The organism is Kocuria gwangalliensis, assembly GCF_039544365.1.
Lineage (GTDB): Bacteria > Actinomycetota > Actinomycetes > Actinomycetales > Micrococcaceae > Kocuria > Kocuria gwangalliensis.
The window spans coordinates 93,595-117,787 of sequence record NZ_BAABLN010000005.1; the positions used below are offsets into that span (position 1 = coordinate 93,595).

The following is a 24,193-nucleotide window of genomic DNA, read 5'->3' on the forward strand; positions in this document are numbered from 1 at the left end:
CCCAGGTTTCGCCCTATCAGCGGCCGCTGGCTCCGGCCAGGAAGAAGAGAACGGCGGCAGTGCACAGGAGATATGCGATCAGAGCCCCACCGAGCATGACGACATCGCGGAGGATGAACCCGTAGGAGTCGTGGCGTTCGCGGCGGTAGCTCAGAACGGCGAAGAGCACCGGCATGAGCGCAACGAAAGCCATAACGGTGAGCACGACCGGGTAGTTCTGCACCGGCACGGTCACGATCGCCAGAGGCAGCACCGCAAGCGTGAAGGTCATGGTGTGGTCGGCGAAGACGCTGGTGATCCCGCTGGTCACCTGCCCACTGCGGACCACGGACCAGGTGGTGAACACCTGCGGCAGAGCAGTCATGAACGCGGTGATGAACAGCCCGCTGACCAGCGGTGCCAGGCCAAGCGCTGAACCGATCTGCTGGGTTCCGGTGACGAGGACGTAGGAACCCACGGCAAGTGCGGCTACACCGCCGAGCGTCAGCAGGGTCTGTTTCCCCGACCACGAGACCTGACCACGTTCACCACCACGACCGCGGAAGAGGGCCTGCCCGAGGTAGATGACGTATGCGACCACGGCGATCAAGCCATCGATCGGCTGCAACCCTCGCCAGGCCGGAGGCAGGATGAGCACCGCGAACAGGGCGACGACGGCAAGGTAGGGCAGTGCATCGATGAGCACCGCGCTCTTCTCGATCCGCAGGCCCTCGCCCTGCTCGGCAGGTTTCTTGTCGCTGGTCGCCCGGTTCTTCCGAAACGCCGCGTAGCCGACCGCGACGGTGATCGGGATCGAGACCACGGTGGAGCCGAGCATGCTGCCCAGTCCGACCGCTCCGGCCCCGGTGGCCGCGCTGACGACGTTGATGCCGACATCGGGGCTGGCGCTGCCGAGAGCGACCAGTGGGCCGCCGGCGGCGCCGGTGAACCCGTACCGCTGCCGTACCGCCTTCAGGGGAGCGGCCAGCTGCTCAGCGCCCCAGCGGGTGGCGAATGCCGCCAAGACCAAGCCCACCACCCACACCCACGTCATCGCGGCCCTCCCCCCACCGTTGCGCTCGACGGTACGGAGCGCACGTCGGAGATCACGAATCCGCTGGATGGCAGGGTGGGCATGCGACGCAGGCTGATCCGCAGATCCTGGGACGGGACGTCATAGGTCATCTCCCGCGTCAGGATGGCCAGCGCCGCCTTCATCAGGGCGATGGTGATCCACTCCCCCGCGCACCGGTGGCCGATGTGGTGATCCCCGCCGCCTTGTGGGATGAGACCGTAGGCGCCGCCGTCCCAAGTGGTGAAGCGGTCCGGATCGAAGATCTCGGGGTTCTCCCACAGGTCGGGGTGGTGGTTGGTGCCGTACAGGTCCAGGAGCGTTCTACGCCCCTGGGGGAAGTGCACGCCCTGCCAATCGAAGGCAGTGCGCACCCGAGCACCGACCATCGGGAAGAAAGGATAGAAGCGGCGGACCTCCTGAACGAACAACTCGGCGTCGCGGTCACCGCCCTGGCGCAACCGGCTTCGCCACTGGGGGTGCTGGTGCAGGGCCAAGGCCGCGAAGATGATGAAGCGGTCGACCGCGACCGTGGGACGCACGAGGTTGAGCAGCTCGACCGCGGCAATCCGGCTGCCCAACAGCTGCCCACCAGGCTCGCGGTGAGTGGACACGACCTGCAAGGCGCTGCCCTCCGGGGCAGCGTGCTCCCCGCGGCGTACCCGATCCACCAGGTCCGCAATGGCTTGTTCGGCCCCGTGGCGGGCGCGCCGGCCCCGCCAGTGCCGGGGACCGACCGCAGCGGGAGCCTCGATCATGGCGTGCAAGGACTGGGTGCGGCCCCTGACCTGGGACTCGGTGACGGGGACACCGACCCAGCTACTGACCGCCTGGCACAGGATCTGCCCGACCTCCTCGTACAGCACGATGCGGTCAGCGGCTTCCCACCCGATAATCCGGGCTCTCCAGCCGTCGGCGACCAGGCCCGTCAAAGTACGGATGTCGTGCGGGGTCATGAGATCCATGAACATCTGCTTGCGCGCCCGGTGGGTCTGTCCGTCTAGGCCCTGCACGCCACCGACACCGAGCAACGTCTTCTGCACCCGCATTGGGAAGGCACCTCGTCGCTGGAACCGGTCGGCGTCGTAGAAGACCTGCGCGGCCTCCGCACCGCGCAGACACACCGTCGGCTCCAGCAGCAGGCGGGTCTGGAACACATCGGTTCCGTACCGTTCACACCGCCGGGACACGAACTCATAGCCCTGCCAAGCCAAGGCCAGAGTGCTGTCCATACTGAGGTCGTACGCCATGCGTCCCATCAGGACTCCCTCTCACGGTGGACTCGCGGCATCGTGGCCTCGGACCTCGGACCTCGGACCTCGGACCTCGGAAAGCATGATCGCGACTGAAGGATGACATTACCCTGGCGAGGTACCAACGTCAGATGCCGATCGAAGCGCTACAGCGGTAATACCTTCCAAGACGGGATCCCGAGCCCCTGCGATGGCGACCTGATGCAACGCGTCCGACCGGACGCGGCCGGCGATCACCCGATGTCTGTCAGCGGAACATGGGCCACGGATGATGAGTCTGATGGGCAAGCTGGGTCTGACACCGTCGACGGTGTCGACCCCCGTGGGAGCACCGCGACCGGTGGGTGTCAGAGGCCGGTGAAGGCGGTGAAGAAGCGGAAGAACACCGAGGCGGCCACCGCGACGTAGGTGATGGCGACCAGGGTCCAGGCCCAGTCGGCGGCGAAGCGGGCCAGCCCGGGCGGGGCGGGGATGATGCCGTGGACCATGTTGCGGATGGTGAGCAGGATGGTCAGCGGGATCATCGCCGCCCACACGATCATGCAGTACAGGCACAGGATGTAGATGGAGAACAGCGCCTGGGACCACAACCAGATCGCGAACACCGCCCCGGCGGTGACCCCGACCTGCAGCCCGATCCAGTACCAGCGCCCGAACCGCGCCCCCGAGAGGGCCGCCATGGCGGTGGTAATGACCACGGCGAAGGCGACGATGCCGATCAGCGGGTTGGGGAAGCCGAACAGTTCCGACTGCCAGGTGCCCATGACCTGCCCGCAGGAGACCCAGGGGTTGATGTCGCAGCTGGTGACGTGGCCGGGGTCGCGGTAGAGGGCCAGGCGCTCGAGCACCAGGACACCGGAGGCGATCCAACCGATCACCCCGGTCACCAGCAGCAGGACCGCGAAGGGCCGGTACCGGGCGAAGCCGGGCAGGTGGGTCTCGGTGGCCGGGCCGGCGTCGGTGTGATGGGTGGTGCTGGTGGTGGGGTCAGCCATGGTGGGTGTCCTTGACGGTTCCGTTGTCGATGACAGGGGTGTCGGCCTGGGGTCTTCGGGCCAGGACGGCCAGGGCGGTGGCCAACAGGGGCAGGGCCCCGGCCAGGAGGATGGAGCTGGCCGCGGATTGCTGGTCCGCCAGCGGGGCGGGGCCCCAGTCCCTCCCCAGCCCGGAGAACCACTCCGGTTGGATCAGCGCTGGGGACAGGGCGGTGGCCCCCGCCCAGAGCCCCAGGGCGGTGGCTGTCCCGACCAGCGTCAGAGCTTGGGTGTGCACCGCAGCCCGGTCGCGTGGTGGGACCAGCACGGCGGCGGCGAAGATCAGGCCCAGGACCAGGGCGGTGGTATTCATCAGTTCGTGGCCGACGTGGGTGTGCAGGGCCAGGGCGAAGGCGGGGGTGTAGTAGAAGACACCGAGCCCGGCCAGGACCAGGACCGCGGCCGGGATCGGGTGGGCCATCAGCGCCCCGGTCCGGGAGGTGCGCCATGCGGTGGTGAGCTCGCGCGCCCCGGTGGAGCCGTCGGTGCGGGCCGGCACCAGGGCCGCGGCCAGAAGCCCGGGTCGTCCGGCGATCAGCAGCAACGGCACCGGGAAGGCCAGCAGCAGGTGGGCGGTGGTGTGGATGCTGAACAGGATCGGGGCGTAGACGGCCGGCAGCCCGCAGGTGACATAGACCAGCAGCACGAGTCCGGCCAGGAACGCCACCGTGCGCGCCACCGGCCACGGTGTCCTGGTGTAGCGCAGGCGTCGCGCCCCGGCCAGGTAGAGGCAGGCTGCGAGGATCGCCACGGCGATCCACAGCCAGTCCAGGCGCCACTGGGTGACCCACCCGGAGGCGCTCAGCGGTGGGGGCAGCAGGTAGCCGGTGAGGATCTCGGCGGCGGTGATGTCCGGTTCCCGTTCCAGGGGCACCGGGGTGGGGGTGCGCCCCAGGGCCACGCCCAGGGCCATCACCGCGCAGAGGATGAAGGCCTCCACGGTGATCAGCCGCCACACCCTGCCCCGGCTCGCAGGCCCGGCAGCAATGACCCGGCCGTTGAGGTACCCGAGCACCCCCAGGGCCACGGTGGCGATCGTCTTGGCGATCACCAGTGCCCCGTAGCCGGAGGCCAGCCCGTCCCACCCACCGATCCGGTAGACGGTGTTGATAACCCCGGAGACGGCCACCACGACGAAAGCCACCGCGGCCAGGGCGGAGAAACGCACCAGCACGCCGTGCGTGGCCTGCGGGGTGGTCAACAGCGGGACGAGCAGGGCGAGCACGATGATCCCGCCGGTCCAGATCCCGGCCCCGAGCAGGTGCAGGGCCAAAGCGTTGACGGCCCCGTTGTGGTCATCGACCCCGGCCACGTGCCCGAGCTGGGACAGCGGAATGACGGCGGCCAGGGCCACCACGGTGGTGGCGGTCACCGGCCCCGGGGAGCGGGCGAGCACGGCCAAGGTGGTGGTGAGCGCGGCCATCACCGCGGTCACCGCCCACGCCTGGCCGGGAATCAGGCGGGTCACGTAGTAGCCCAGCTGTCCGGTGAACTCGGTCGAGCCCGAGACGGGGGCACCGATGGTGTCGGCGTAGCTGAGCACGATGATCGCCACCGCGGCCAGCGTCCACACCGCCGCCGCCCCCGCGGCCACGTTCAGCACCCGGGCGAAGGCCGGGTGCTCGGCTCCGGGTGTTCTCGCGCCGTGGGCCGGGGTGGACCGGGGCACGACGGTGGTGGCGAAGACCAGCCCTGCCCAGGTGATGGACATGGCCAGATGGTGCACGGTCGTGGCCGCCGGCAGTCCCCAGCGCACCATCGCCCCGGGATCGAGCACCTCCCGGGCCGCGGTGGCCCCGGAGGAGCTCAGGGCCACCCACAGCACGGTGAGGGTCATCAGGCCGACAACGATGAGAGCAGCGGTGGCGACGCCCCGGCGCCGTCCAACCACTGCCAGGGCCGGCGCCGACGGGGCGGGCGGTGGTGTGGTGGTGGTGCGGGATGGACTGGTCATCGGGTCAGTCGGTGGCTGCGGTCTCGACAGCGGCCCGGAAGGCTTCCAGGGATTCGGGGTTGAGCACTTCTCCGTCGAGGTAGAACGTCGGGGTCCCGGCCACGCCCAGGGCTTCACCGTCAGCCACATCGAGCTTGATCCGCTCTTCGGTGGCCGGGTCGGCCACCGCGGCATCGAAGGCGGCCATGTCCAGGCCGAGGTCCTCGGCGAAGCCGCGGAAGAGTGCGCTCTGGTCCTCGGCCGATTCCCCCCATTCGGCCTGGGTCTCGAACATGCGCTGATACATGGCCTCGTACTGTCCCTGCTGGGCGGCGGCCTCCACGGCCACCGCGGCGTTGACGGAGTTGCGGTGACCCGGCAACGGGAAATAGCGGTGCACGAAGGTGACGGTGTCGCCGTACTCGGCCCGCAGGTCTTCGACGAAGGGGTAGGCGGCCCGGCAGGCCTCGCACTCGTAGTCCAGGAACTCCACCAGCACCGCCTGCTCATCCGGGGCCTTCGAGAGCACTCGGCTGTTCTCTCGCACCAGCTGCCCCACATCTTCGGGTACTTCAGGGGTGGAATTGGCACGGGCGATGAGGATCGGGATGGCCACGGCGGCCACGATGGCGACCAGGAGGATCCACACGAGGATCTTGGCCTTCGAGGGTTTCCGCTGGGGGGCGCTCGTACTGGCGGTAGTGCTCACAAGGGGTTTCCGTTCTGTCTCAGGCAGCAGGGCATACCGGGAGTGGAGGGGTTCTAGTGGCGGAGAGTCTCGTCCCCGCGGTGGGAGGCCGGTTCGATCTGGAAGGTGGAGTGCTCGATGGCCACGTCGAAGTCACGGGCCACACAGGCCTGCAGATCCGCCAGCACGACACCGGCGTGCTCGGCGCTCAGGCAGCCGTCGTGGACGGTGACGTGGGCCGAGAGCACCGGGGTGTCGGAGTCGATGCGTGAGGCGTGCAGGTCGTGCACCCCCACCACGTGGGGCAGGGACTCCAGGCGGGTGCGGACCTCATCCAGATCCAGACCCTTGGGAGTGGTTTCCATCAGGACCTCGATGGTGTCGCGCAGCAGAATCAGGGCCCGGGGCACGATCAGGGCGGCGATCAGCAGGGACACGATCGCATCCGCCTGGGTCCACCCAGTGGTGGCGATGACGATCGCGGAGACGATGACCGCCACCGAGCCCAGGGCGTCGTTGGCGACCTCCAGGAAGGCGGCCTTCATGTTCAGGTTCTCTCCCCGCCCCGAGGCCAGGATGATCAGCCCGATGATGTTGCCGACCAGCCCGATCACCCCGAACCACAGCATGGCCGAAGACTCGACCTCCGGGGGCTCCAGCAGCCGGCGGATACCTTCGACGGCAACGAACCCGCCCACGGCCAGCAGCACCGAGGCCTGGGCGGCCGCGGCGACGATCTCCGCCCGCTTGTACCCCCAGGTGCGTTTGTCCGTGGCCGGCTTCAGGGCCAGGGTCGCCGCGATCAGCGCGATCAGCAGCCCGGCGGAGTCGGTGAACATGTGCCCGGCATCGGCCAGCAGCGCCAGGCTGCCCGAGATCACCGCGCCGATGATCTCGGCGACCATGATCGTGGCGGTGATGGCGAAGACTACTGCCAGCTTTCCCCGCCGCCCGGTGGCACCGTGGGCGTGATCGTGCTCACCGCTCACGCCGGAACCTCTTGGGTGCTGGCCGCACCGGCGAGCTCCTCGGCGGCGCACTCCGGCGTGCCGCACTGGCACACCGCCTCGACGGTGAGAATCGTGCCCAGCAGGTCCTCCAGGGCGTGGGCCAGCTTCGGGTCCGAGAGCTCATAGCGCACATTGCGTCCGGCCGGCACGCCCACGACCAGCCCGCAGTCGCGCAGGCAGGCCAGGTGGTTGGACAGGATCTGCCGGCTCACCCCGATCTGGGCCGCCAGTTCCAAGGGCACCGCCGGGCCCTGCTGCAGCTGCAGCAGCACCGCGGCCCGGGTGGGATCGGCCAGTGCTTTGCCGAACCGGGACATCACCTCGACCGGGGACAAGATCCTCATGCCACAACCGTACAGCAGAATCTGTATCAAAGAGGGGCGGGGTCGAGCGAGGCTCGGGCAATGTCCAGCTTGTGTCCCTACGGTGTGGGCGGATGGGGGTGCCGTCCGCCACTGCGGCGCCCCCGTCCTCGAACCACCACGGCACCTCGTGCGGCCGTTGCCGCAATGCCCCTGCGGGGAGGGAAGGCGATTGTCTGCCTCCGGCAGGAGACGGGTGGAGCCCATGATCACTTTCTGCGCTGCTCCGCTGGGCAGCCCGCCCGTGCGCCGTTTCCCGACCGGGTGCAAGGCGGCCGGGCCGTGGCGACCGATCGACTCTGCGATCCAGGCACGAAGTACCCCAAATATGTCGCCGATGACGATCCTCTCGGAGCACTTCGCACCTGACGGAAGGCCTCCCGTCAACCGGCCACCACTGGTGGGGCGAAGCTCAGCGGTAGGTGTAGTACCCATCGAGGGGCATGGCGTTGACGGGTACTACACCTACCGCTGAGCCGGACTCGCTGCTGCGGTGCCCCACATGGTCACCGCAGCAGATCCCCGGACCGCTCTCACCCGGGGCCGGACCGCCTCTACCTCACGCGCACCTGCTGCGCCCTTCACCTGCTGCGGGAGTGCTCCTCTCCGAAAGCACCCCCGTCGGACATCGGTCGTTTCGGTGACACCGTCCGGGATCAGGCCTGCACTGGGGCGGTGAGTGATGCGCTGGGCGCGGCCTGAACCAGTTTCCGCGGCTAACCGGCCGACCACTTGAGTCCGGCGCCCGCGTCTCCACCGTCCAGACCCAGACCGATGTCCTCGTCGACTGCTCCCCGGGGGCGCCCACATCGGGGTCCATCCCGGCGGCGGCGAGGCCGTGCACGGCGGCCGGAACGGCCACCAGGCGGTCCTCGACAGCGTCAACGTCGGCTCCGGGCCGGTCCAGGTTTGCCTACGCTGAGCCGGTTCAGGCATCACATACTCCGGGTGCGTCCTCTTTGAACGACCAGCAAGGAGTGCGCACCCGGTCCTCACATACCGCCCCAGGCCTGGATCTTCTGCGTCGTCGCCGTTAGCCACCGAGGACGCGCCTCTCCTGCGCTCGAGGATGCACACTCGCCGACATGTCCAGGAGTGGATGGTGGACGATCTTCCGAAGAAGGCCTTGCAGGAAAGGCTCAGCGCAGTGAGCTACTGTCCTGCCCGTTCATGAGGAGCAAGACCCTTTTTGGGCCTTTCAAGGAGGACGCATGGCTGGCGGTACGGACCCGGAGCGGGCGCGGCAGCAACGTGCTGCGCTGCTGGATCAGCACTGGGCGGCCGATGCCCGGGCCACCCGCAGGCGGCGGCTCCTGGCGGGCGCGGGCGCGGTGACGGCTGTCGCGGCGGTCGGGGCCCTGGTGACGGTGGCGGTGATCAACGATCCCCCGCCCCAGGCGCGGGAGGACATCGAGATCGCCGGGCTGCAGACCTACGAGGGCCTCGGCAACTCCCACGTGGAGACCGCGGTGGACTACGAGCAGTCCCCCCCGGTGGGCGGGGACCACGCCAGTGACTGGCTCAACTGCGGGGTCTACACCGAGCCGGTGCCCGAGGAGAACGCCGTGCACGCCTTGGAGCACGGGGCCGTGTGGGCCGCCTACGACCCCTCCGCCCTGTCCGAGGACCAGGTGGCTGAGTTACGCCAGGCCGTCCCGGACACCTACGTGGTGCTCTCCCCCTACGAGGACCTGGGCGCCCCCATCATGATCTCGGCGTGGGGGGCTCAGGTCGCCCTGGACTCCCCGGAAGATGAGCGCCTGGAGCAGTTCGTGACCAAGTACTGGCAGTCCCCCGACGCCCCGGAGCCCGGGGCATCCTGCACCGGCGGCATCGATGCCCCCAGCCGGGTCGCATGAGCACCAGCACCACCGGCGCCGCCTCCAGGAGCTCGGCAGGGCACCGGGGACGGTGGGTCCTGCTGGTGCTGGCGGCCGTGCTGTTGGTGGCGGCCGGCTGGGCGGTGGGGCAGCTGAGCGCTCCGACGTCGTCCACCCCGGCGGAGGGCAGCCCGGAAGCCGGGTTCGCCCGCGACATGCAAACCCATCACCTGCAGGCGGTGGAAATGAGTTCCTTGGTCCGTGACCGTACGGAAGACCCGGAGATCCGCCGGTTGGCATACGACATCTCCCGCACCCAGCAACAACAGGCCGGGCAGATGTACGGCTGGCTCTCCGTGTGGGGATTGCCCCAGGCCTCATCCCAACCGGCCATGGCCTGGATGGACGACGGCGACCAGAACCACACATCCATGCCCGGCATGGACTCCACGAGCCCTGGTCCGGACGCGCGAATGCCGGGCATGGCCACCGCCGAGCAGCTGGCCGAGCTGGAGGACGCCCAAGGCCAGGAGGCCGAACGGCTCTACCTCGAGTTGATGATCCCCCACCACCAAGCCGGAGCAGCCATGGCCCAAGCCATCCTGGAGCACACTGACAACCCCGTGGTGACCTCTCTGGCGCAATCGATCGCCACCAGCCAGACCTCGGAGATCAAGTACATGGAGGACCTGTTGGAGAAGCGCCGCAACCCATCATGATCTCCGTTCGCACGCCAGGATCAGCACCCGTGGCCGGGTCCGCGCAAAAGCTGACGGGCCCAGACGTGAACCGGTTCCCATGCTCGGCCCAGCTGTGCGCCGGGGACCGGAATCCACCGGGGCTCTTCGGCCCCGATCCCCAATATCGCGGGCAGGTCCGGGGAGAGGCCGGCGTGGCAGGCCCGTCCCTCCTGGACCGGTCCTGGGCTCAGGGCCCGATCCGGACCTCGGGACCGTTCTGTGGCATGCAAAAATGTCCTCATGGCAGTCGATGCTTTCCGTGACCATGGTTGACCGCAACATGGCCGGGCCGGTCTGGGTCCCGTCCGAGCCGCCGAGCTTGGAGAACTTCCTGGCCCCCACGTTGCAACCAATTCCACTCATCCCGGCCATCGCGCTGGTGCTGGCTGTGTTGTATTTGGTCGGAGCGGCCCGGCTGTGGAGGGCACGCCGGCGGTGGCCGGTGTGGCGGACCCTGTGCTTCTTCGCCGGGTGCGCGGTCACAGCGGTCATCATGGGCGCGGGAATTGAAGGCTACGGGTTGCGCATGTTCTCCGTGTTCATGTTCCAGCAGCTGACTTTGATGATGTTCGTTCCCGCGCTGCTGGTCCTGGGCAGCCCGGGCACTTTGCTGCTGCGGGCTGCACCCCATCGCGGGCCCGGCGCCGTGGTGCTGCGCCTGGCCCTGTGGGGGTTGCGTTCGAGGTGGGGCAGGCTCGCCATCCATCCTGCCTTCTTGGTTCCGTTGTTCCTGGTCAGTTTCTACGGGGTGTATCTCAGCGGACTTGACGACCGGTTGCTGCCCACCTGGTACGGCCACATCGGGCTGGAACTGCTGTTCTTGGCCTCCGGGATCCTGTTCACGATCCCGTTGCTGTCGGCCGACCCGTTGCCGGCCAAACAAACCTACGGCAGTCGCTTGGCCGACATCGTCCCCGAGATGCCGTTGCACGCCTTCTTCGGCGTCATCGTCATGATGGCTCCGCTACCCGTCGTGGAGTTTTTCGCCACCCCGCCAGGCAGCTGGAACCTTGACCCGATGGCCGACCAGGTCCTGGCCGGCTCGTTGGCCTGGTCCTACGGTGAATTGCCGTCCGTGCTGATTCTGCTGTTCATCATGAGCCAGTGGCACCGCGAGGATGCGCGCAACGCCGCCCGCGAAGAGGCCGAGGCCGCCGTCAGAGGCACCCCGGATTTGGATGCTTACAACGCCTACCTGGATCAGTTGCAGCAGCGCACCGAGGACCGCTAACCCCTATGTGGACCGGCTGACGTCACCGGAAGCCGGCTGGGACGGCCAGGGACGCCGACACGACCCGCCGCCCCCAACCGTTCCCAGGTGCGTGGCCTGCCGGTGGCCTGCAGGGTCCTATGGGACCAGGAGAGGCCGTCCAGGGTGTGGAAGACCCGGGCGCCGACCATCTCGGCCAGTTCTCGGCCTGGTGCACATCCGTGGTGCTGATGGTGGCGGACCTGGAGACGACCGTTCGCAGGCCCGCATGGCGCGCCCGGAGACGCGGCAGCGGACACAGCCAGGGCACAGGGAAAGGATAAGCCCGGGACAGTCCGCCCTGGTCAAATGGGGGTGGAGGGGCCTGGAGTGCCCGGACCGGTGGGCGGGGGCCCGCCGGTACATCCGAGAGAAGGAGCCCACCAGCATGGTCAGCATCCACCACCCGACCTCGGGGACGCGGGGGCCAACTGGGGACTCAGGTCTCCCGCTGGTGAAAAAATCCCGGCTGGTGGGCGTCGATGCCGCCCGGGGTCTGGCTCTGGTCGGGATGTTCTCCATCCACATCTTGCCGGCCTGGGACCCCGAGACCTACGAGGTCACCTTGCAGTGGCAGCTGTTCGCCGGCCGGGCCGCGGCCCTGTTCGCGCTGCTGGCCGGGGTCGGGCTGGCGTTCTCCACCGGCGGACGCACAGCCCACCGGGGCCGGACGATGACCGCCGACCGGGTGGGGCTGCTCATCCGGGCCGTGCTGATCACTGTGCTGGGCCTGCTCGTGAACCAGGTCATGCCGGAGGACCCGCCCGCCTACAACATCTTGACCTACTACGGGATGTTCTTCCTGCTGGCCATCCCCTTCCTGCACCTACCCGCACGGACCCTGTTCATCCTCGCCGGAGTGACCGCGGTGACCGCCCCGGTGCTGATGCAGACCCTGCGCGGCGTGCTGCCCGCGATGGAGGTCTACAATCCCACCATCACCGGGGTGCTCACCGACCCTGGCACGGTGCTCTCCCAACTGTTGTTCACCGGTACCTACCCTGCGGCCCCATACCTGACCTACCTGCTTGCCGGCGTAGCCATCGGCCGGCTCAACCTGCGGTCCCTGCACGTCCAGGTCCGGCTGCTCGGGGCGGGCCTGGTCCTGGCTCTGGCCGCGTGGTTGGTCTACTGGGTGCTGATCATGCAGGCCGGCGGCTTTGACCAGCTGATGAGCTCCACCCCGGGACTGAGCCAGGAGCAGATCGACGAGATCATCATCTGGGGCCCCGACCCCGTCCTGCCCGACACGTCGTGGTGGTGGCTGCTAATCCCCGGTCCGCACACCAACACCCCGATCGCGATCCTCTATGGCCTCGGCTCCGGTGCGGCCGTGCTGGGGGCGTTCCTGCTCATCGGGCGGAAGGCCGGCGCCTGGTTGCTGCCGCTCAGTGCTGCGGGCTCCATGACCCTGACCCTCTACACCGCCCACCTGCTGGCACTGGCCGCCATGGTGCACTACGAGGTGCCCCTCCTGTGGTTCCTCATCCACGCAGGCGGGGCGGCGGTGTTCGCGGTGGCCTGGCAGCGCGCCTACGGCCAGGGCCCACTGGAGCTGGCCCTGGCCCGGACCGCCGGCGCCGGGCGTGGGCTCGTGCTCACCTCCGCTCGATGCGAAGACTGAGCCCGGACCCAACTGCAGCAGCGGGTGGGTCCGTCGAGGCGGCGGTATCAAGAATGGGCTCCCACAACACATCCGCTGAACCCACAGAATGGGAAAGCGCCTTCGCCAGTCCCCTCTCTGTCAGCCTTGAGTGAGGCGACCGACCAGCAAGGACCTGCTGTGGGGCCGACACATTTGAGCCCGTGCTCAAAAACCATTCAGCTAGCCGTGGTCCTATTGCAGCGGCGCCCGGCGCCCGGACTTACTGGCCTTCCCTTCTGGCCCTGCCGTGTCGATACAACGTTCAGGAGAACCCCTATGACCGACAACACCGCACAACCTGCTGCTGCGGGATCCACAGCGCCCGCCCGTGATGCTGGAACGGCCGCCCTCGACTTTCAGGATTTGGTGGCTCCGGTTCCGAAAGCGGTGCGCAAAGATTCCGGCACCAACGAGGTGTCCCCGGCTCCCTCCACCGGTGCCCGGTGGGCGGCGGAGTTCGCGGGCACTACCGTGCTGATTTTCGCCGGGGTGGGCACCGGGATTTTCGCCACCCAGGTCATCGATTCCGCACTGGGTTTCGGGCTGGGGCTGCTGGCGGTATTGGTGGCTTTCGGGCATGTCTCCGGGGGTCATTTCAATCCTGCCGTGACCCTGGCGGCGGTCGTGGCCGGGCGCACATCACCCAAGGTCGCCATCGGTTACGTGGTGGCCCAGGTGCTGGGGGCCCTGGTCGCGGTGGGGCTGCTGTGGGCGGTGCTGATGACACTGATCGATGCCGCCACCACCGCCCAGGCTCTGGGGGCGGTGGCCAACGGCTACGGGCAGAACTCCACTTCCCAAGCCGGCTGGCCCACCGTGCTTCTGATTGAGTTCGTGGCGAGCACCTTGTTCGTTCTCGTGGTCCTGGGCTCAACCGCCCCACGGGCCAACGCGGTACTGGCCCCGGTGGCGATCGGGGCGACCTTCGCGTTCCTGCTCACCATCCTGGCGCCGTTCGACGGCGGATCGATGAATCCGGCCCGCTCCACCGGCACCGCGGCCATCGGTGGCGCGCAGAGCCTGTCCCAGCTGTGGCTGTTCTGGGTCGCCCCGTTGTTGGGGGGTCTGGTGGCGGGTTTGATCTACCGTGTGGTGGATTTGGGCCGCGCACCCCGCCCCGCCACTACGCAATCCACGGAAGACGCCACAGCAAACAACAGCACCGACACTTCCACCGCCCCGGAAGTGTGAGGGAATCGAGCAGTGTCTCGTGACGGGACGGTTCTATGCACCATGACGTCCCGTTGGAGCCATGTGGATCAACCCGCGCCAGCGCAGGCCGGCCGAGCGTCGGCGGCTGAGGACAGGTCGCGCGGAGTCCCCGGGAGAGGTGTATCTCATCTGGGGCTGTGATGTCTTGGGAGATCGTCTGCGTTGGCGGGGCGGTCAGAGAACACGCGTCAGTGACCGGTCGCCGTTTCTGGCCTGCGCATGGTCCCTGGGTTGCGGTGGGCGGTGCTGGTGCACCCCTGGTAGGCGGAGGTGGACGTCTGCTCCAGCACGTTGTTCGGCGTGGTGGGTCACGAGCACGACGATGCGGTCGGACAGTGCTGAGCGCAGGTCGGAGATCAGCGAGTCGGCAGCTGGTGCGTCGAGGTGAGCGGTGGGTTCGTCGAGGAGCATGACGTCGGCGCGGGTGAGCAGTGCCCTGGCCACGGCGACGCGTTGACGTTGCCCCCCGGAGAGCTCCCCGCCGCTGGGCCCAACTGGTGTGTCCAAGCCCCGGGGAAGGCTGTCCAGGAAGGGGCCCAGGCCCACACGGGTGAGGACCTCGTACATGTCCTCATCGGTGGGCCGATCGTCTTTACCCCGGGCGAGCAGGAGGTTGCCGCGGATGGTGGAGTCGAACAGATGTGCCTCCTGGGGGCACCAGGCGAAGCACCGCCGCAGCTGCCGGGCGTCGAAGGTGGTGCTGTCGGAGCCGTTGACCTGCCATGAGCCCTCCGCGGCGGGCAAGTGGCCGAGGAGGGTCGCCAGCAGGGTGGACTTGCCTGAGCCGGAGGGACCTTCAACGACGAGCCACTGGCCGCGTCGCACGGTGGCCTGGAGGTGGCGGAATGCCGGGGCCGGCGCCTGGGGCCAGGTGACGGCCAGGTCGGCCAGCGTCAGCTCTTGGACCTGAGCCGGAACCAGCCCGGCGGGGGGCTGAGGTCGCTCGTGACGGGTGGTTGTGGAGGTGACGGCATGGACCTTGCGCAGTGACTGGGCCAGCGCGGACCACTGCTGTACCGCATCGACCACGCCGAGCAGCGGGTCGATCAGGCCCAGAGGCAGCAGCACGAGTCCGGCGACGACCGGTGTGGAAATCGTGCCCGCCGCCAGGGCTTCGGCGGTGGTAGCCAGCATCAGCACGGAGGAAAGAGAACAGGCCAGCACCACGACGGCCTCGCCCAGGCCCCGCGCCCAGGCACTGGAGCGGGTCGACGTGTCCGCGCGCTGCTCGAGGTCGTCCAGCCGGGCGAGCATGTCCTCGGTTCGATCGTTGGCGCGCAGCTCACTGGAGGCGGCGGCCATCGCGGCGAAGCGGCGGATCACTTTGGAGCGAACGACGGTGAGGTGGCGGGCCGCCGAGCGATCGGCCAGCAGCGCCGCGGCGGGCCCGGCGAGCAGCCCGCCGAAAACGGCGACCAGGAGCGTGGGCACCGCGCTGGGACACAGGACCGTGACGGTGACGACAGCCCCCAGGGCGGTGCCGGCCCCGGCCATCGGTGGCAGCAGGACCCTTGGTGCCAGGTCACGGACCCGGTCTGCGGCCTCGACCAGGTGCTCCAGCGCCGCCCCACCGGTGGCCAGGGCCCGGGAGGCCAGGCCGCGGGCGGCTAGCCCGGCCCAGATCCGGGACCTGAGCTCGGTGGTGGCGGACAGGACGGCATCGTGGGTGGCCAGTCGCTCGGCGTAGCGCAGCACGGCACGGCCGATGCCGAAGAAGCGGACGCCGACGATGGCGACCATCAGGTACATGATTCCCGGTTGCTCGCTGGCGCGCACGATCAGCCAGCCCGACAGCGTGGTGAGGGCGGCGGCGAACAGGGCTGAGGCCGTCCCCAGGGCCGCGGCCCCCAGCACGCGCCAGCGAGTGGAGGCGATGAACGCCCCGAGCTCGCCCAACGCACCACCGGAGGTCTCGGCGAGTGAAGAATTGGACGCCTCGCCCTGGCGATCGGGCACCGGCGGCTCCTCCGGGGCGGTGGTTCCTGGCCGGCGGTGCGCCCCCTCCCCGCGGGGGCTGGCGGGCTGCCCCAGGAGCACTGTCTGATCGGCGAGGGCAGTGATCTCGGTTTCGTGGGAAGCCAGGATCACGGTTGTGGTGCCGCGCAGGTTGTCGATGAGGTTTCTGATGCGGTGCGCGTTGGCGGGATCGAGGTGGGCGGTGGGCTCGTCGAGGAGCAGCAGCCTGGCCCCGGCGGTGATGCGGGCCAGGCCCCGGGCCAGGCCCAGGCGGCGCAGCTCCCCGGGACTGAGTTGGTTCGGGTCCGCCTCGGCCAGCCCGGTCAGTCCGACTCGCGCGAGGGCGTGGTGGGCGGAGGCGGTGTCGTGGGCGTAGAGCTGGATCTCGTCGAGGACGGTTTCGCCGACGGTGTGGATGTGCTGAGGCACCCAGGCCACTGCAGCCGGGTCGATCCCGTGGATGGTTCCTTTTTGGGCTTCGATGGTTCCGGCGAGGACCCCGAGCAGGGTGGATTTGCCGCTGCCGCTGGGGCCTTCGACGCTGGTGATGGTTCCGCCGAAAATTTCGGCGTCGAGACCGGATACTGCTGGGGAGGCCCGTCCTGGGTAGCGCACGACCACGCCGCTGATCCGCACCAGGGGTGCCTGGTCCGCCGGAGTGTCCGGCCGGGGGTTGATCGTTGCGGGGTTCGATTCCGGCGGCGTCGTTCTGCGGATGTCGGGGGCCGGGGACTCGGCGACGATCTCCCGGGAGCGATGCAGGGCTGCCATGCCGTCCTGGGAGGCGTGGAAGGCTGCGCCGAGGTCGCGGAAGGGGGCGAAGCATTCAGGGGCGAGGATGAGGGCAACGAGCCCCACCAGGAGGTCGAGGTCACCGTAAACGAGACGCACGCCGACGAACACCGCCACGACGGCGACCGAGAGCGTGGCGATCAGCTCGAGCACCAGCGCGGAGAGGAAAGCGGTGCGCAGCGTCACCATGGTCGTGTGCCGGTGCTGCTCGGAGACATCGCGCAACGCCGCAGCCTGCTCCTCGATCCGCCCCAGGCCCACGAGGACGGGCAGTCCACGGGCGAGTTCGACCAGGTGGTGGGAGAGCCGTTGAAGAACGGCGGAAGACTCCCCGGCCTTGTCCTGGGAGTGCAGTCCGATCAGTGCCATGAACACCGGGATCAGGGGCACGGTGAGCACGATGATGAGGGCGCTGACCCAGTCGGCGGCCAGAATCCTCGCCCCGACCAGCAGAGGCACGGCGGCGGCGGCGGTGACCGAGGGCAGCACGCGCGCGTAGTAGTCGTCGAGGGCGTCGAGGCCGATGGTGCCCACGGTGGTCGTGGCGCCGACGTCGTGGCCACCACCGGCCATGAGGCCGGTGGCGAGTTCTCGGCGCAGCCCCCGCTTCGCCCGACCGGCGGCGCGGACGGCGACGACCTGGGTGGCCCAGGTGGTTCCGGCACGCAGCAACCCGGCGCCGATCCCGACCAGCAGAGCCCGTTGCCAGGCCGCCGTGTCATGAGCGATGACCCCGACGATGCCGCGAGCCAGGGCTTCGGCCATGCCGATCAGGGCCAGAGCCTTGAGCGCTCCTAGGAGGCTGAGGGTAAAGACTGTTGCAGAGCCGCCGGGGCCCAGTGGGGGACGTTTCATGCCTGCCTGTTCCCGTCCGCGCCTCTCCCCGGCACACCCTCACGTGGGGTGCCCGTGGCGAGTTTCGGGGCAACGGCGGGAAGGACGGGGTGGGGGGCGGGAAGATGGCCGGTGGTCAGGCGCCGGCGGAACACCCAGTAGCTCCAGCCCTGAGCGAGCAGCACCGCGGGCAAGCCGATGGCCGCCACGACGGTCATGACCCCCAGGGTGTAGTCGCTGCTGGAGGCATTGGCCACCGTCAGGTGGTGGGCGGGGTCGATCGTGGAGGGCAGGACCACGGGGTAGACGTTGGCGAAGATTGAGGTAAGACCGCAGAACAGCAGTGCGGCGGAACCGGCGAAGGCGCGGCCTTCCCGGCCCAGGCGGGCGCTGGTCCACCCGAAGAGCGCGGCGACGACCGCGACACCGACCAGGGGCCAGGTCCAGGCCGTGTCGTGGAGCACTTGAACGGCCAACACCCACACGGTGAGCGGCACCAGCGCAGCCGGACCGAAGCGGAGGAGGAACCGGCGGGCACGCACCCGGACCGGGCCCTCGGTCTTCAGTCCCAGGAAGGCCGCGGCGTGCACGAGGCAGAACCCGACCAGCGCCAGCCCCCCGAGCAGCGCGTAGGGCGTGAGCCAGGCGAAGGCCCCGCCGACGCGGTCGCCGTTAGCGTTCAGCGGCAGACCCGTAGTGGTCAAAGCCAAGGCAGCACCTAGCCCGAAGGCGACCAGGAACGACCCCATCCCCAAGGCCCGGTCCACCCACCGCCGCCACCGGTCGCTGTGGACCTTCCCGCGGTACTCGATGGACACCGCCCGGAAAATCAGCCCGACCAGGACGAACACGAAGGGGACGTACAGGGCAGAGAACAAGGAGGCGTACCAGTCGGGGAAGGCGGCGAAGAGCCCGGCGGCTGCAGTGATCAGCCACACCTCGTTGCCGTCCCACACCGGGCCGATGGTATTGAGCATCTGCCGGCGCTGGCGCTCATCGCGGGTACTGGTAAGCATGAGCATCCCCACGCCCAGGTCGAAGCCGTCCAGGAGGATGAACCCGGTCCACAGCACCGCGATGGCGATGAACCAGAGAGTGGGAAGCAGTTCCATGTCAGGGGCCGTTCTGTGGTCGTCGGGCTCAGTAGGCGAAGGCCAGCACGTCATCGCGCCGACCGGTCATGCCCTCGGGATGGGCGGGGTCATCTTCGTGGTGGGCGAGCTCGGGCATGGCCGAGGCGACCCCGCCGCGCACGTAGCGCACGAGCAGCATCGTCTCCACCACCAGCAGGACCGCGTAGATCAGCCCGAGGGTGACCAGGGAGAAAAGGATCTCCTCCCCGCTGACTCCCGGGGAGACGGCAGCGGCGGTGTACATGTACACCCCGTCCACACCACTGGGGTTGGGATTCGGGACGACCACGAACGGTTGCCGCCCCATCTCGGTGAACACCCACCCGGCAATGTTGGCCCCGAAGGGTGCCAGGATGGAGGCCACCGCCACCCACATCAAGGGCTTGGAAGCCGGGACGGTGCCCTTCCGTGTGATCCACAGCGCCAGCGCCGCGAACCCCGCGGCGAGCATGCCGAAGCCGATCATCAGGCGGAACCCCCAGTAGGTGACCTCCATCAGGGGCAGGTAGTCGATCTTCTGGCCGGCCCGTTGCCCGTACATGGGGTCCTCAGGCAGGTGGGTGCCGTAGGCGGCCTCGTACTGTGGGATGAGGGTGTTCACGCCCTTGACTTCGGTGTCAAAGTCCCCGTGGGCCAGAAACGACAACAGGCCCGGGATCTCGATGACGTTGGTCACCTGGTCACAGTCCTGGGCTCCCAGCGGGCCCACCGCCAGCACCGAAAAGCTGGTGCCATCGTGGCAGGCCGCCTCAGCGGCAGCCATCTTCAGCGGTTGCTGCTCGAACATCAGCTTGCCCTGCAGGTCCCCGGTGGCGGCGACCCCGCCGAAGGCGACGGCGGCGACCACCGCACCGATGCGCAGACTGGACAGCCACACCGCGTGGTCGACCCGGTCCCGCCCGGGAATATCGGCCCGCTCCCCCACAACCACGGCACCGGAATCGTCGACGGTGTCGATGTTGTCCCGGCGGCGCTGCCACAGCTGGTACCAGGAAACCCCAATCAGGAACGCCGCGCCCACTGCCACCGCTCCGGCCAGAGTGTGGGAGTAGGCCACCAGGGCCGTGTTATTGGTCAGCACCGCCCACACGTCGTTCATCACAGGGCGGCCGTCCACCATCTCCACGCCCACCGGGTGCTGCATCCAGGAGTTGGCGACGATGATGAAAAAGGCCGAAACCACGGAGCCCAGCACCGCGGTCCACAGCGTGGCCAGGTGCAGCTTCTTGGGCAGGCGATCCCAGCCGAAGATCCACAGGCCCAGGAAGGTGGACTCGAAGAAGAAGGCGAGCAGGCCCTCCATCGCCAACGGTGCCCCGAAGACATCGCCGACGAAGCGGGAGTACTCGCTCCAGGCCATCCCGAACTGGAACTCCTGCACCAACCCGGTGGCCACGCCCATGATGAAGTTGATCAGGTAGAGCTTGCCCCAGAACTTCGTCATCCGCAGCCAACGCCCGTTGCCGGTACGCACCCACATCGTCTGCATGAGCGCCACCAGCAGACCCAGCCCGAGCGTGAGCGGGACCATCACGAAGTGGTAGACGGTGGTGATCCCGAACTGCCACCGGGCGATCTCCAACGGATCCATGGGTTGTCCCCCAAGCCTGTTTACAGTGGTGTAGAAGTAATTCTACGAGTCGTAGAACTACTTCTACACCACTGTAGAACACGTGGGTCGGTCCGCTAGAATCAGCCGGTGGCAACCAACGAATCGAAACGTGCAACCTCCTTAGGTGACCTGGAGCGATCCATCATGGAGATCCTCTGGCAGGCGGACACCCCCCTGTCGGCTTACGACCTTCAGGACCAGCTCCCCCTAGCCACCGACAGCGGCCGCCCCCGCGCCGCCACCACCGTGCTCACCGTCCTGTCCCGCCTGGAGCGCAAAGGCTTCGTCACACGGGAACGCACCTTCCGCCCCCACCGCTACTTACCTGCGGCCTCCCGGGAGGAGCACATGGCCTCCCTCATGCACGAGGTCCTCGGAACAGCCAACGACCGGGCCGCCGTACTCGAACGCTTCGTCGGGGGCGTCAGTTCCGAGGAAGCACAAACGCTGCGGCGCCTCCTCGACGACCACTGAGTCCATGTGATCAGCGCCTCGATCGCCCTCGCGGCATTTGCCCTCGCCCTGGCCTGGCCCGTCCCAATCCTTCTCTCGCACGCCAAGTGGCCGACCTGCGCCCCCGCCACCGCACTGGTGCTCTGGCAGGCCGTCGCCCTGGCCGGCGGGCTGTCGATGCTCGGGGCCTTGCTCACCTTCGGCCTGACCCCTTTTGGGCCGGACCTGGTCACGGGCGGCATCAGCTTCGCCGCCAGCTTCTTGGGAGATCAGCCATGGGTGCCCGCAGGCCCGATGCACATCCTCGCGCTGTCCGGAGCAGTTCTGCTCGGCGGGCATCTGCTGCTGAACCTGATCGTCACGATTGTGCGCGCCGAACGCGATCGTCGGCGCCATGCCCAGCTGGTCCTGCTCCTGAGCACACCGCTGCCCGAGGCCCCCGGCACCCGGCTCCTCGACAACCCCGCCCCGATCGCCTACTGCCTCCCCGGGGCGTTCACCACGATGACCGTCCTCTCTGCCGGACTGCTGTCACTGCTCGATGAAAACGAGCTGGACGCGGTGATCGAGCACGAGAAGGCGCATGCCACCCAACGCCATGACATCGTGCTCATGCTATTCCGCGCCTGGAGGGCTTCCCTGCCCTGGTTCCCCATCGCCGACCGCGCCCACCGCGAAGTCGGGCTCCTCGTCGAGATGCTCGCCGACGACAGCGCCCGCCGGAGCGTCGACGACCGTACCCTCGCCCGAGCCGTCGTCCTTGTCAGCACCGGTGGATTCGCTGCTCCCTCGCACCGCTTCCAAGGCACCTGGACAGGAACGGCCCCTACCGAGGATGCTCGTCATCGCATCCTGCGGCTGGAGGCCACACCCCTGCCGACGGGGCAAAAAGCAACAGTCATCGGCGCAGCCGCTGCGCTCATCTCCGTGCCCACCATCTTGTTGCTCGCCCCCGGCCTCACCAACCTGTTCGACTGACCACAGGCGCGAACCACGCTGGCTGCCACGGCAACATCTGACCCACGACAGGGCGCCCTGACATCGGTATCTACCGCGTCACATGAGGTACCTCAGCGCCACTCTGCCGCCACCGAACCAGGAACCTCGAACCGGAGGGCGGCAGCTCTGCGCGTCATACAGCGTTGCGTCCCCGCACGACGCCGCATTAACGGGAGCGAAGACGTATCCTCAGGAGAATTGTCCGTGCTCCTACGCGCACACCAATGTTTGATGCCTGCGGTCCGTTGCTCGATCTTTCCGTCGCTGCCTGCGACGTCCTGGGGGAAACACCATCATGCCCCGCGACTCCTCTCGCCGCCCTGCCAAGCCCGACCTCCGTCACCGCGCCTCCTCGCCGGTGAGCGCCCTCGCCGCGTTCTCGGCCCTCGTGGCGCTGAGCGTGGCCGTCAGCTCGGGCGTCACTCCGGGGGCCGGCGAAGAACGAGGGGCTGCCTTCGGGGCGTCGGCGGGTTCCTCGACGTCCTCGGAGCGGTCGGACAGCGGGTGGAGCCTCTTCGCGTCAGGTCAGGAGCGGCAGCACCCCCCGGCGGCACCGCTGCGGCAAAACCGTTCCACCTCGCCCGTCCGTGACGGCGCCACGGGCAACGGCTCCTGGCGCCAAGGCACCGGCCCGGGCGACGGCGACCGGAACGCGGCCTCGACGGTGCGCCCGGGGCGGCACGCACCGAGGCTGTACTCGGGCGAGCTTCCCGTCAACACCCTCATCGCCCCCACCACTCCCGGGGCCGTCCTGACCGGGGGCACCTTCGGGTGGCGGATCGCCCCCGATCGCGGCGACCGCGAGTTCCATAACGGCACCGACGTTTCCGCCGCCGCAGGGCTGCCGGTCGTGGCGGCCGCCGAGGGCGAGGTGACGGCCGTGTTCTGGGACGTCTGGGGCGGCAACCGTGTGGAGGTCACCCACGCGGACGGACTGAGAACCACCTACAACCACCTCCAGGACGTCAGGGTGGCCACCGGTGACCGGCTGACCGCGTCCGAGCAGCTCGGTTCCGTCGGTGCCACCGGAACCCGGGTCACGGGACCAAACCTGCACCTCGAGACCTGGGTCGACGGGCAGGCCGTGGACCCCCAGTCCTTCGACTGGGTCGACGGCCTCCGCGTCATTCCCGCCTCCCGCAGCAAGTACTCCTTGGAGGTGCCCGTGCCGGCTCTCCCGGAGGACGAGACCGCCGCCAAGAAAAAGGCCGCCTCAGGCGAAGAGACTGCCGATCAGAAGAAGGTCGCCCAAAGGAAGGCTGCCGAGCAGAAGGCCGCTGCGACCAAGAAGGTCACGAAGGAGCCACAGCCCACGGCCGAGCCTTCCGCTCCTGCAAAACCCAGCCCCACACCGACTCCTGCACCGCCAGCAGCGCAAAAGCCCACGGCCCCCCAGACCAAGCCGGTAAAGCCCGCCAAACCAGCACCTGCTGCGACCCCGCCCGGGCCCCTAACGGCACCGTCCAAGCCGGCACCGCCCAAACCGGCACCGCCCAAACCCGCGCCGCCACCATCCGCGCCGCCACCATCCGCGCCGCCACCGTCCGCGGACACTGGGAAAGAGAAGGATCTCCTGCCCGGGGTGGCGCCCCGGGTTCCGGACACCAGACGGGACACCGATCGCGACGGCACCCTCGATATTGAAGACACCGACCTCGACGGGGACGGCATCGACAACGAGGCTGACGACAACCTCGACGGCGATAAGTTCGTCGATGAGGTTGATCCGGACATGGATGGGGACGGCCTGCTCAATGAAGGAGACCCGGACATTGACGGGGACGGCATCCTCAATGACAAGGAAGAGGGGCCCATACGCCCGGCACGAGTGACGTCCGGCAAACCAACCCCCGAGACTGGCGAGCCGAGCGCTCCGGCAGGAATCACGGCCCCTGCCCGGGGAAATCGGAATGCCGGCACCTCGCCGGCCACCAGTGCAGTGCAGGCACGCTGAGGTGCACCTGATCTCATAACTTGGTCGCCTGGCGCAGTCGGCGAACGTTGATGAGCGGGAGGCCGAGCAGGGCAGAGGACCAGGGTGCCGACGATGCGGTCGTAGCGGATTCCGAGGCGTTTGAAGCGCAAGACCCCGGAGATGGGGCGCTCGACCACCAAGCCGTGTCGATCCAGATGAGTTTTGGCCTCGATCCCACGGCGGGTAACACGCACTTTGATGCCTGGGCGGCGCCGTGGCTGCACGGGACGTCCGCACCGATCGCGCACACCGGAGGTGGCCACCATCAGGAGTTCGAAGAGACGGCTGTCGTGGGTGTTGGCGGCCGGGGCGTGAACGTGCAGGGGCAGGCCGTTGCGGTCAGTGAGCAGGTAGTACTTGGAGCCCGGGTTCGCGTGGTCGGTGGAGTTCGGGCCGGTCAGCTCGCTCCCCTTTTTGGGTTCGTACCGACACCGAGTCGATG

Annotated in this window: 18 protein-coding genes; 8 read left to right on the forward strand and 10 right to left on the reverse strand. The window is 68.6% G+C overall.

Going from position 1 to position 24,193, the window contains the following annotated elements; genetic code table 11:
- Positions 1-16: 16 nt before the first annotated feature.
- From ABEA06_RS02925 to ABEA06_RS02955, 7 genes are all read right to left on the reverse strand, one after another.
- Positions 17-1,033: a sodium:calcium antiporter gene (locus tag ABEA06_RS02925; RefSeq protein WP_129701472.1), complete on the reverse strand. Its 1,017-nt coding sequence runs from the start codon at positions 1,031-1,033 to the stop codon at positions 17-19.
- On the reverse strand, positions 1,030-2,310 hold the full coding sequence (locus tag ABEA06_RS02930; RefSeq protein ID WP_062737362.1) for a cytochrome P450: 1,281 nt from the start codon (positions 2,308-2,310) through the stop codon (positions 1,030-1,032). The genes ABEA06_RS02925 and ABEA06_RS02930 overlap by 4 nt, the downstream gene beginning before the upstream one ends.
- A 341-nt stretch (positions 2,311-2,651) precedes the next feature.
- Positions 2,652-3,299 (reverse strand): vitamin K epoxide reductase family protein, encoded by a 648-nt coding sequence (locus ABEA06_RS02935; RefSeq protein WP_095650760.1) that lies wholly within the window; start codon positions 3,297-3,299, stop codon positions 2,652-2,654.
- Complete coding sequence (locus tag ABEA06_RS02940) at positions 3,292-5,292, reverse strand: cytochrome c oxidase assembly protein (RefSeq protein ID WP_229587029.1); 2,001 nt, start codon at positions 5,290-5,292, stop codon at positions 3,292-3,294. Before ABEA06_RS02940 ends, ABEA06_RS02935 begins: the two co-directional genes overlap by 8 nt.
- 4 nt (positions 5,293-5,296) lie before the next feature.
- Positions 5,297-5,980, reverse strand: a complete 684-nt coding sequence (locus ABEA06_RS02945) for a DsbA family protein (RefSeq protein WP_062737365.1) — start codon at positions 5,978-5,980, stop codon at positions 5,297-5,299.
- 53 nt (positions 5,981-6,033) lie between these two features.
- Entirely contained in the window at positions 6,034-6,948 is a 915-nt protein-coding gene (locus ABEA06_RS02950; protein ID WP_062737366.1) for a cation diffusion facilitator family transporter, read from the reverse strand.
- Positions 6,945-7,313: an ArsR/SmtB family transcription factor gene (locus ABEA06_RS02955; RefSeq protein WP_129701470.1), complete on the reverse strand. Its 369-nt coding sequence runs from the start codon at positions 7,311-7,313 to the stop codon at positions 6,945-6,947. The genes ABEA06_RS02950 and ABEA06_RS02955 overlap by 4 nt, the downstream gene beginning before the upstream one ends.
- A gap of 1,229 nt (positions 7,314-8,542) precedes the next feature.
- Here ABEA06_RS02955 and ABEA06_RS02960 point away from each other — a divergent pair.
- From ABEA06_RS02960 to ABEA06_RS02980, 5 genes are all read left to right on the forward strand, one after another.
- The gene (locus ABEA06_RS02960) at positions 8,543-9,190 is read left to right on the forward strand and encodes a DUF3105 domain-containing protein (protein ID WP_062737385.1); all 648 of its coding nucleotides are present in this window, start codon (positions 8,543-8,545) and stop codon (positions 9,188-9,190) included.
- Complete coding sequence (locus ABEA06_RS02965; RefSeq protein WP_062737386.1) at positions 9,187-9,870, forward strand: DUF305 domain-containing protein; 684 nt, start codon at positions 9,187-9,189, stop codon at positions 9,868-9,870. The genes ABEA06_RS02960 and ABEA06_RS02965 overlap by 4 nt, the downstream gene beginning before the upstream one ends.
- 286 nt (positions 9,871-10,156) lie before the next feature.
- Complete coding sequence (locus tag ABEA06_RS02970) at positions 10,157-11,122, forward strand: cytochrome c oxidase assembly protein (RefSeq protein WP_062737404.1); 966 nt, start codon at positions 10,157-10,159, stop codon at positions 11,120-11,122.
- A gap of 472 nt (positions 11,123-11,594) precedes the next feature.
- Positions 11,595-12,764 (forward strand): heparan-alpha-glucosaminide N-acetyltransferase domain-containing protein, encoded by a 1,170-nt coding sequence (locus tag ABEA06_RS02975; protein WP_219930791.1) that lies wholly within the window; start codon positions 11,595-11,597, stop codon positions 12,762-12,764.
- Positions 12,765-13,061: 297 nt separating this feature from the next.
- Positions 13,062-13,976 (forward strand): MIP/aquaporin family protein, encoded by a 915-nt coding sequence (locus ABEA06_RS02980; protein WP_084271836.1) that lies wholly within the window; start codon positions 13,062-13,064, stop codon positions 13,974-13,976.
- Positions 13,977-14,171: 195 nt separating this feature from the next.
- Here ABEA06_RS02980 and cydD read toward each other — a convergent pair whose 3' ends face one another.
- The 3 genes from cydD to ABEA06_RS02995 are packed head-to-tail and all read right to left on the reverse strand — an operon-like array spanning position 14,172 to position 20,303.
- Positions 14,172-17,600: a thiol reductant ABC exporter subunit CydD gene (gene cydD / locus ABEA06_RS02985; protein ID WP_062737389.1), complete on the reverse strand. Its 3,429-nt coding sequence runs from the start codon at positions 17,598-17,600 to the stop codon at positions 14,172-14,174.
- Positions 17,597-18,691, reverse strand: a complete 1,095-nt coding sequence (gene cydB / locus ABEA06_RS02990) for a cytochrome d ubiquinol oxidase subunit II (protein ID WP_062737390.1) — start codon at positions 18,689-18,691, stop codon at positions 17,597-17,599. The genes cydD and cydB overlap by 4 nt, the downstream gene beginning before the upstream one ends.
- A gap of 28 nt (positions 18,692-18,719) precedes the next feature.
- Positions 18,720-20,303 (reverse strand): cytochrome ubiquinol oxidase subunit I, encoded by a 1,584-nt coding sequence (locus ABEA06_RS02995; protein ID WP_062737391.1) that lies wholly within the window; start codon positions 20,301-20,303, stop codon positions 18,720-18,722.
- 108 nt (positions 20,304-20,411) lie between these two features.
- Here ABEA06_RS02995 and ABEA06_RS03000 point away from each other — a divergent pair, with 108 nt between their 5' ends.
- The 3 genes from ABEA06_RS03000 (at position 20,412) to ABEA06_RS03010 (ending at position 23,730) form a co-directional block, all read left to right on the forward strand.
- Positions 20,412-20,798 (forward strand): BlaI/MecI/CopY family transcriptional regulator, encoded by a 387-nt coding sequence (locus ABEA06_RS03000; RefSeq protein ID WP_219930804.1) that lies wholly within the window; start codon positions 20,412-20,414, stop codon positions 20,796-20,798.
- A gap of 6 nt (positions 20,799-20,804) precedes the next feature.
- The gene (locus ABEA06_RS03005; RefSeq protein ID WP_062737393.1) at positions 20,805-21,755 is read left to right on the forward strand and encodes a M56 family metallopeptidase; all 951 of its coding nucleotides are present in this window, start codon (positions 20,805-20,807) and stop codon (positions 21,753-21,755) included.
- Between the two features lie 316 nt (positions 21,756-22,071).
- Complete coding sequence (locus ABEA06_RS03010; protein ID WP_095650767.1) at positions 22,072-23,730, forward strand: peptidoglycan DD-metalloendopeptidase family protein; 1,659 nt, start codon at positions 22,072-22,074, stop codon at positions 23,728-23,730.
- The last annotated feature ends 463 nt before the right edge of the window (positions 23,731-24,193 follow it).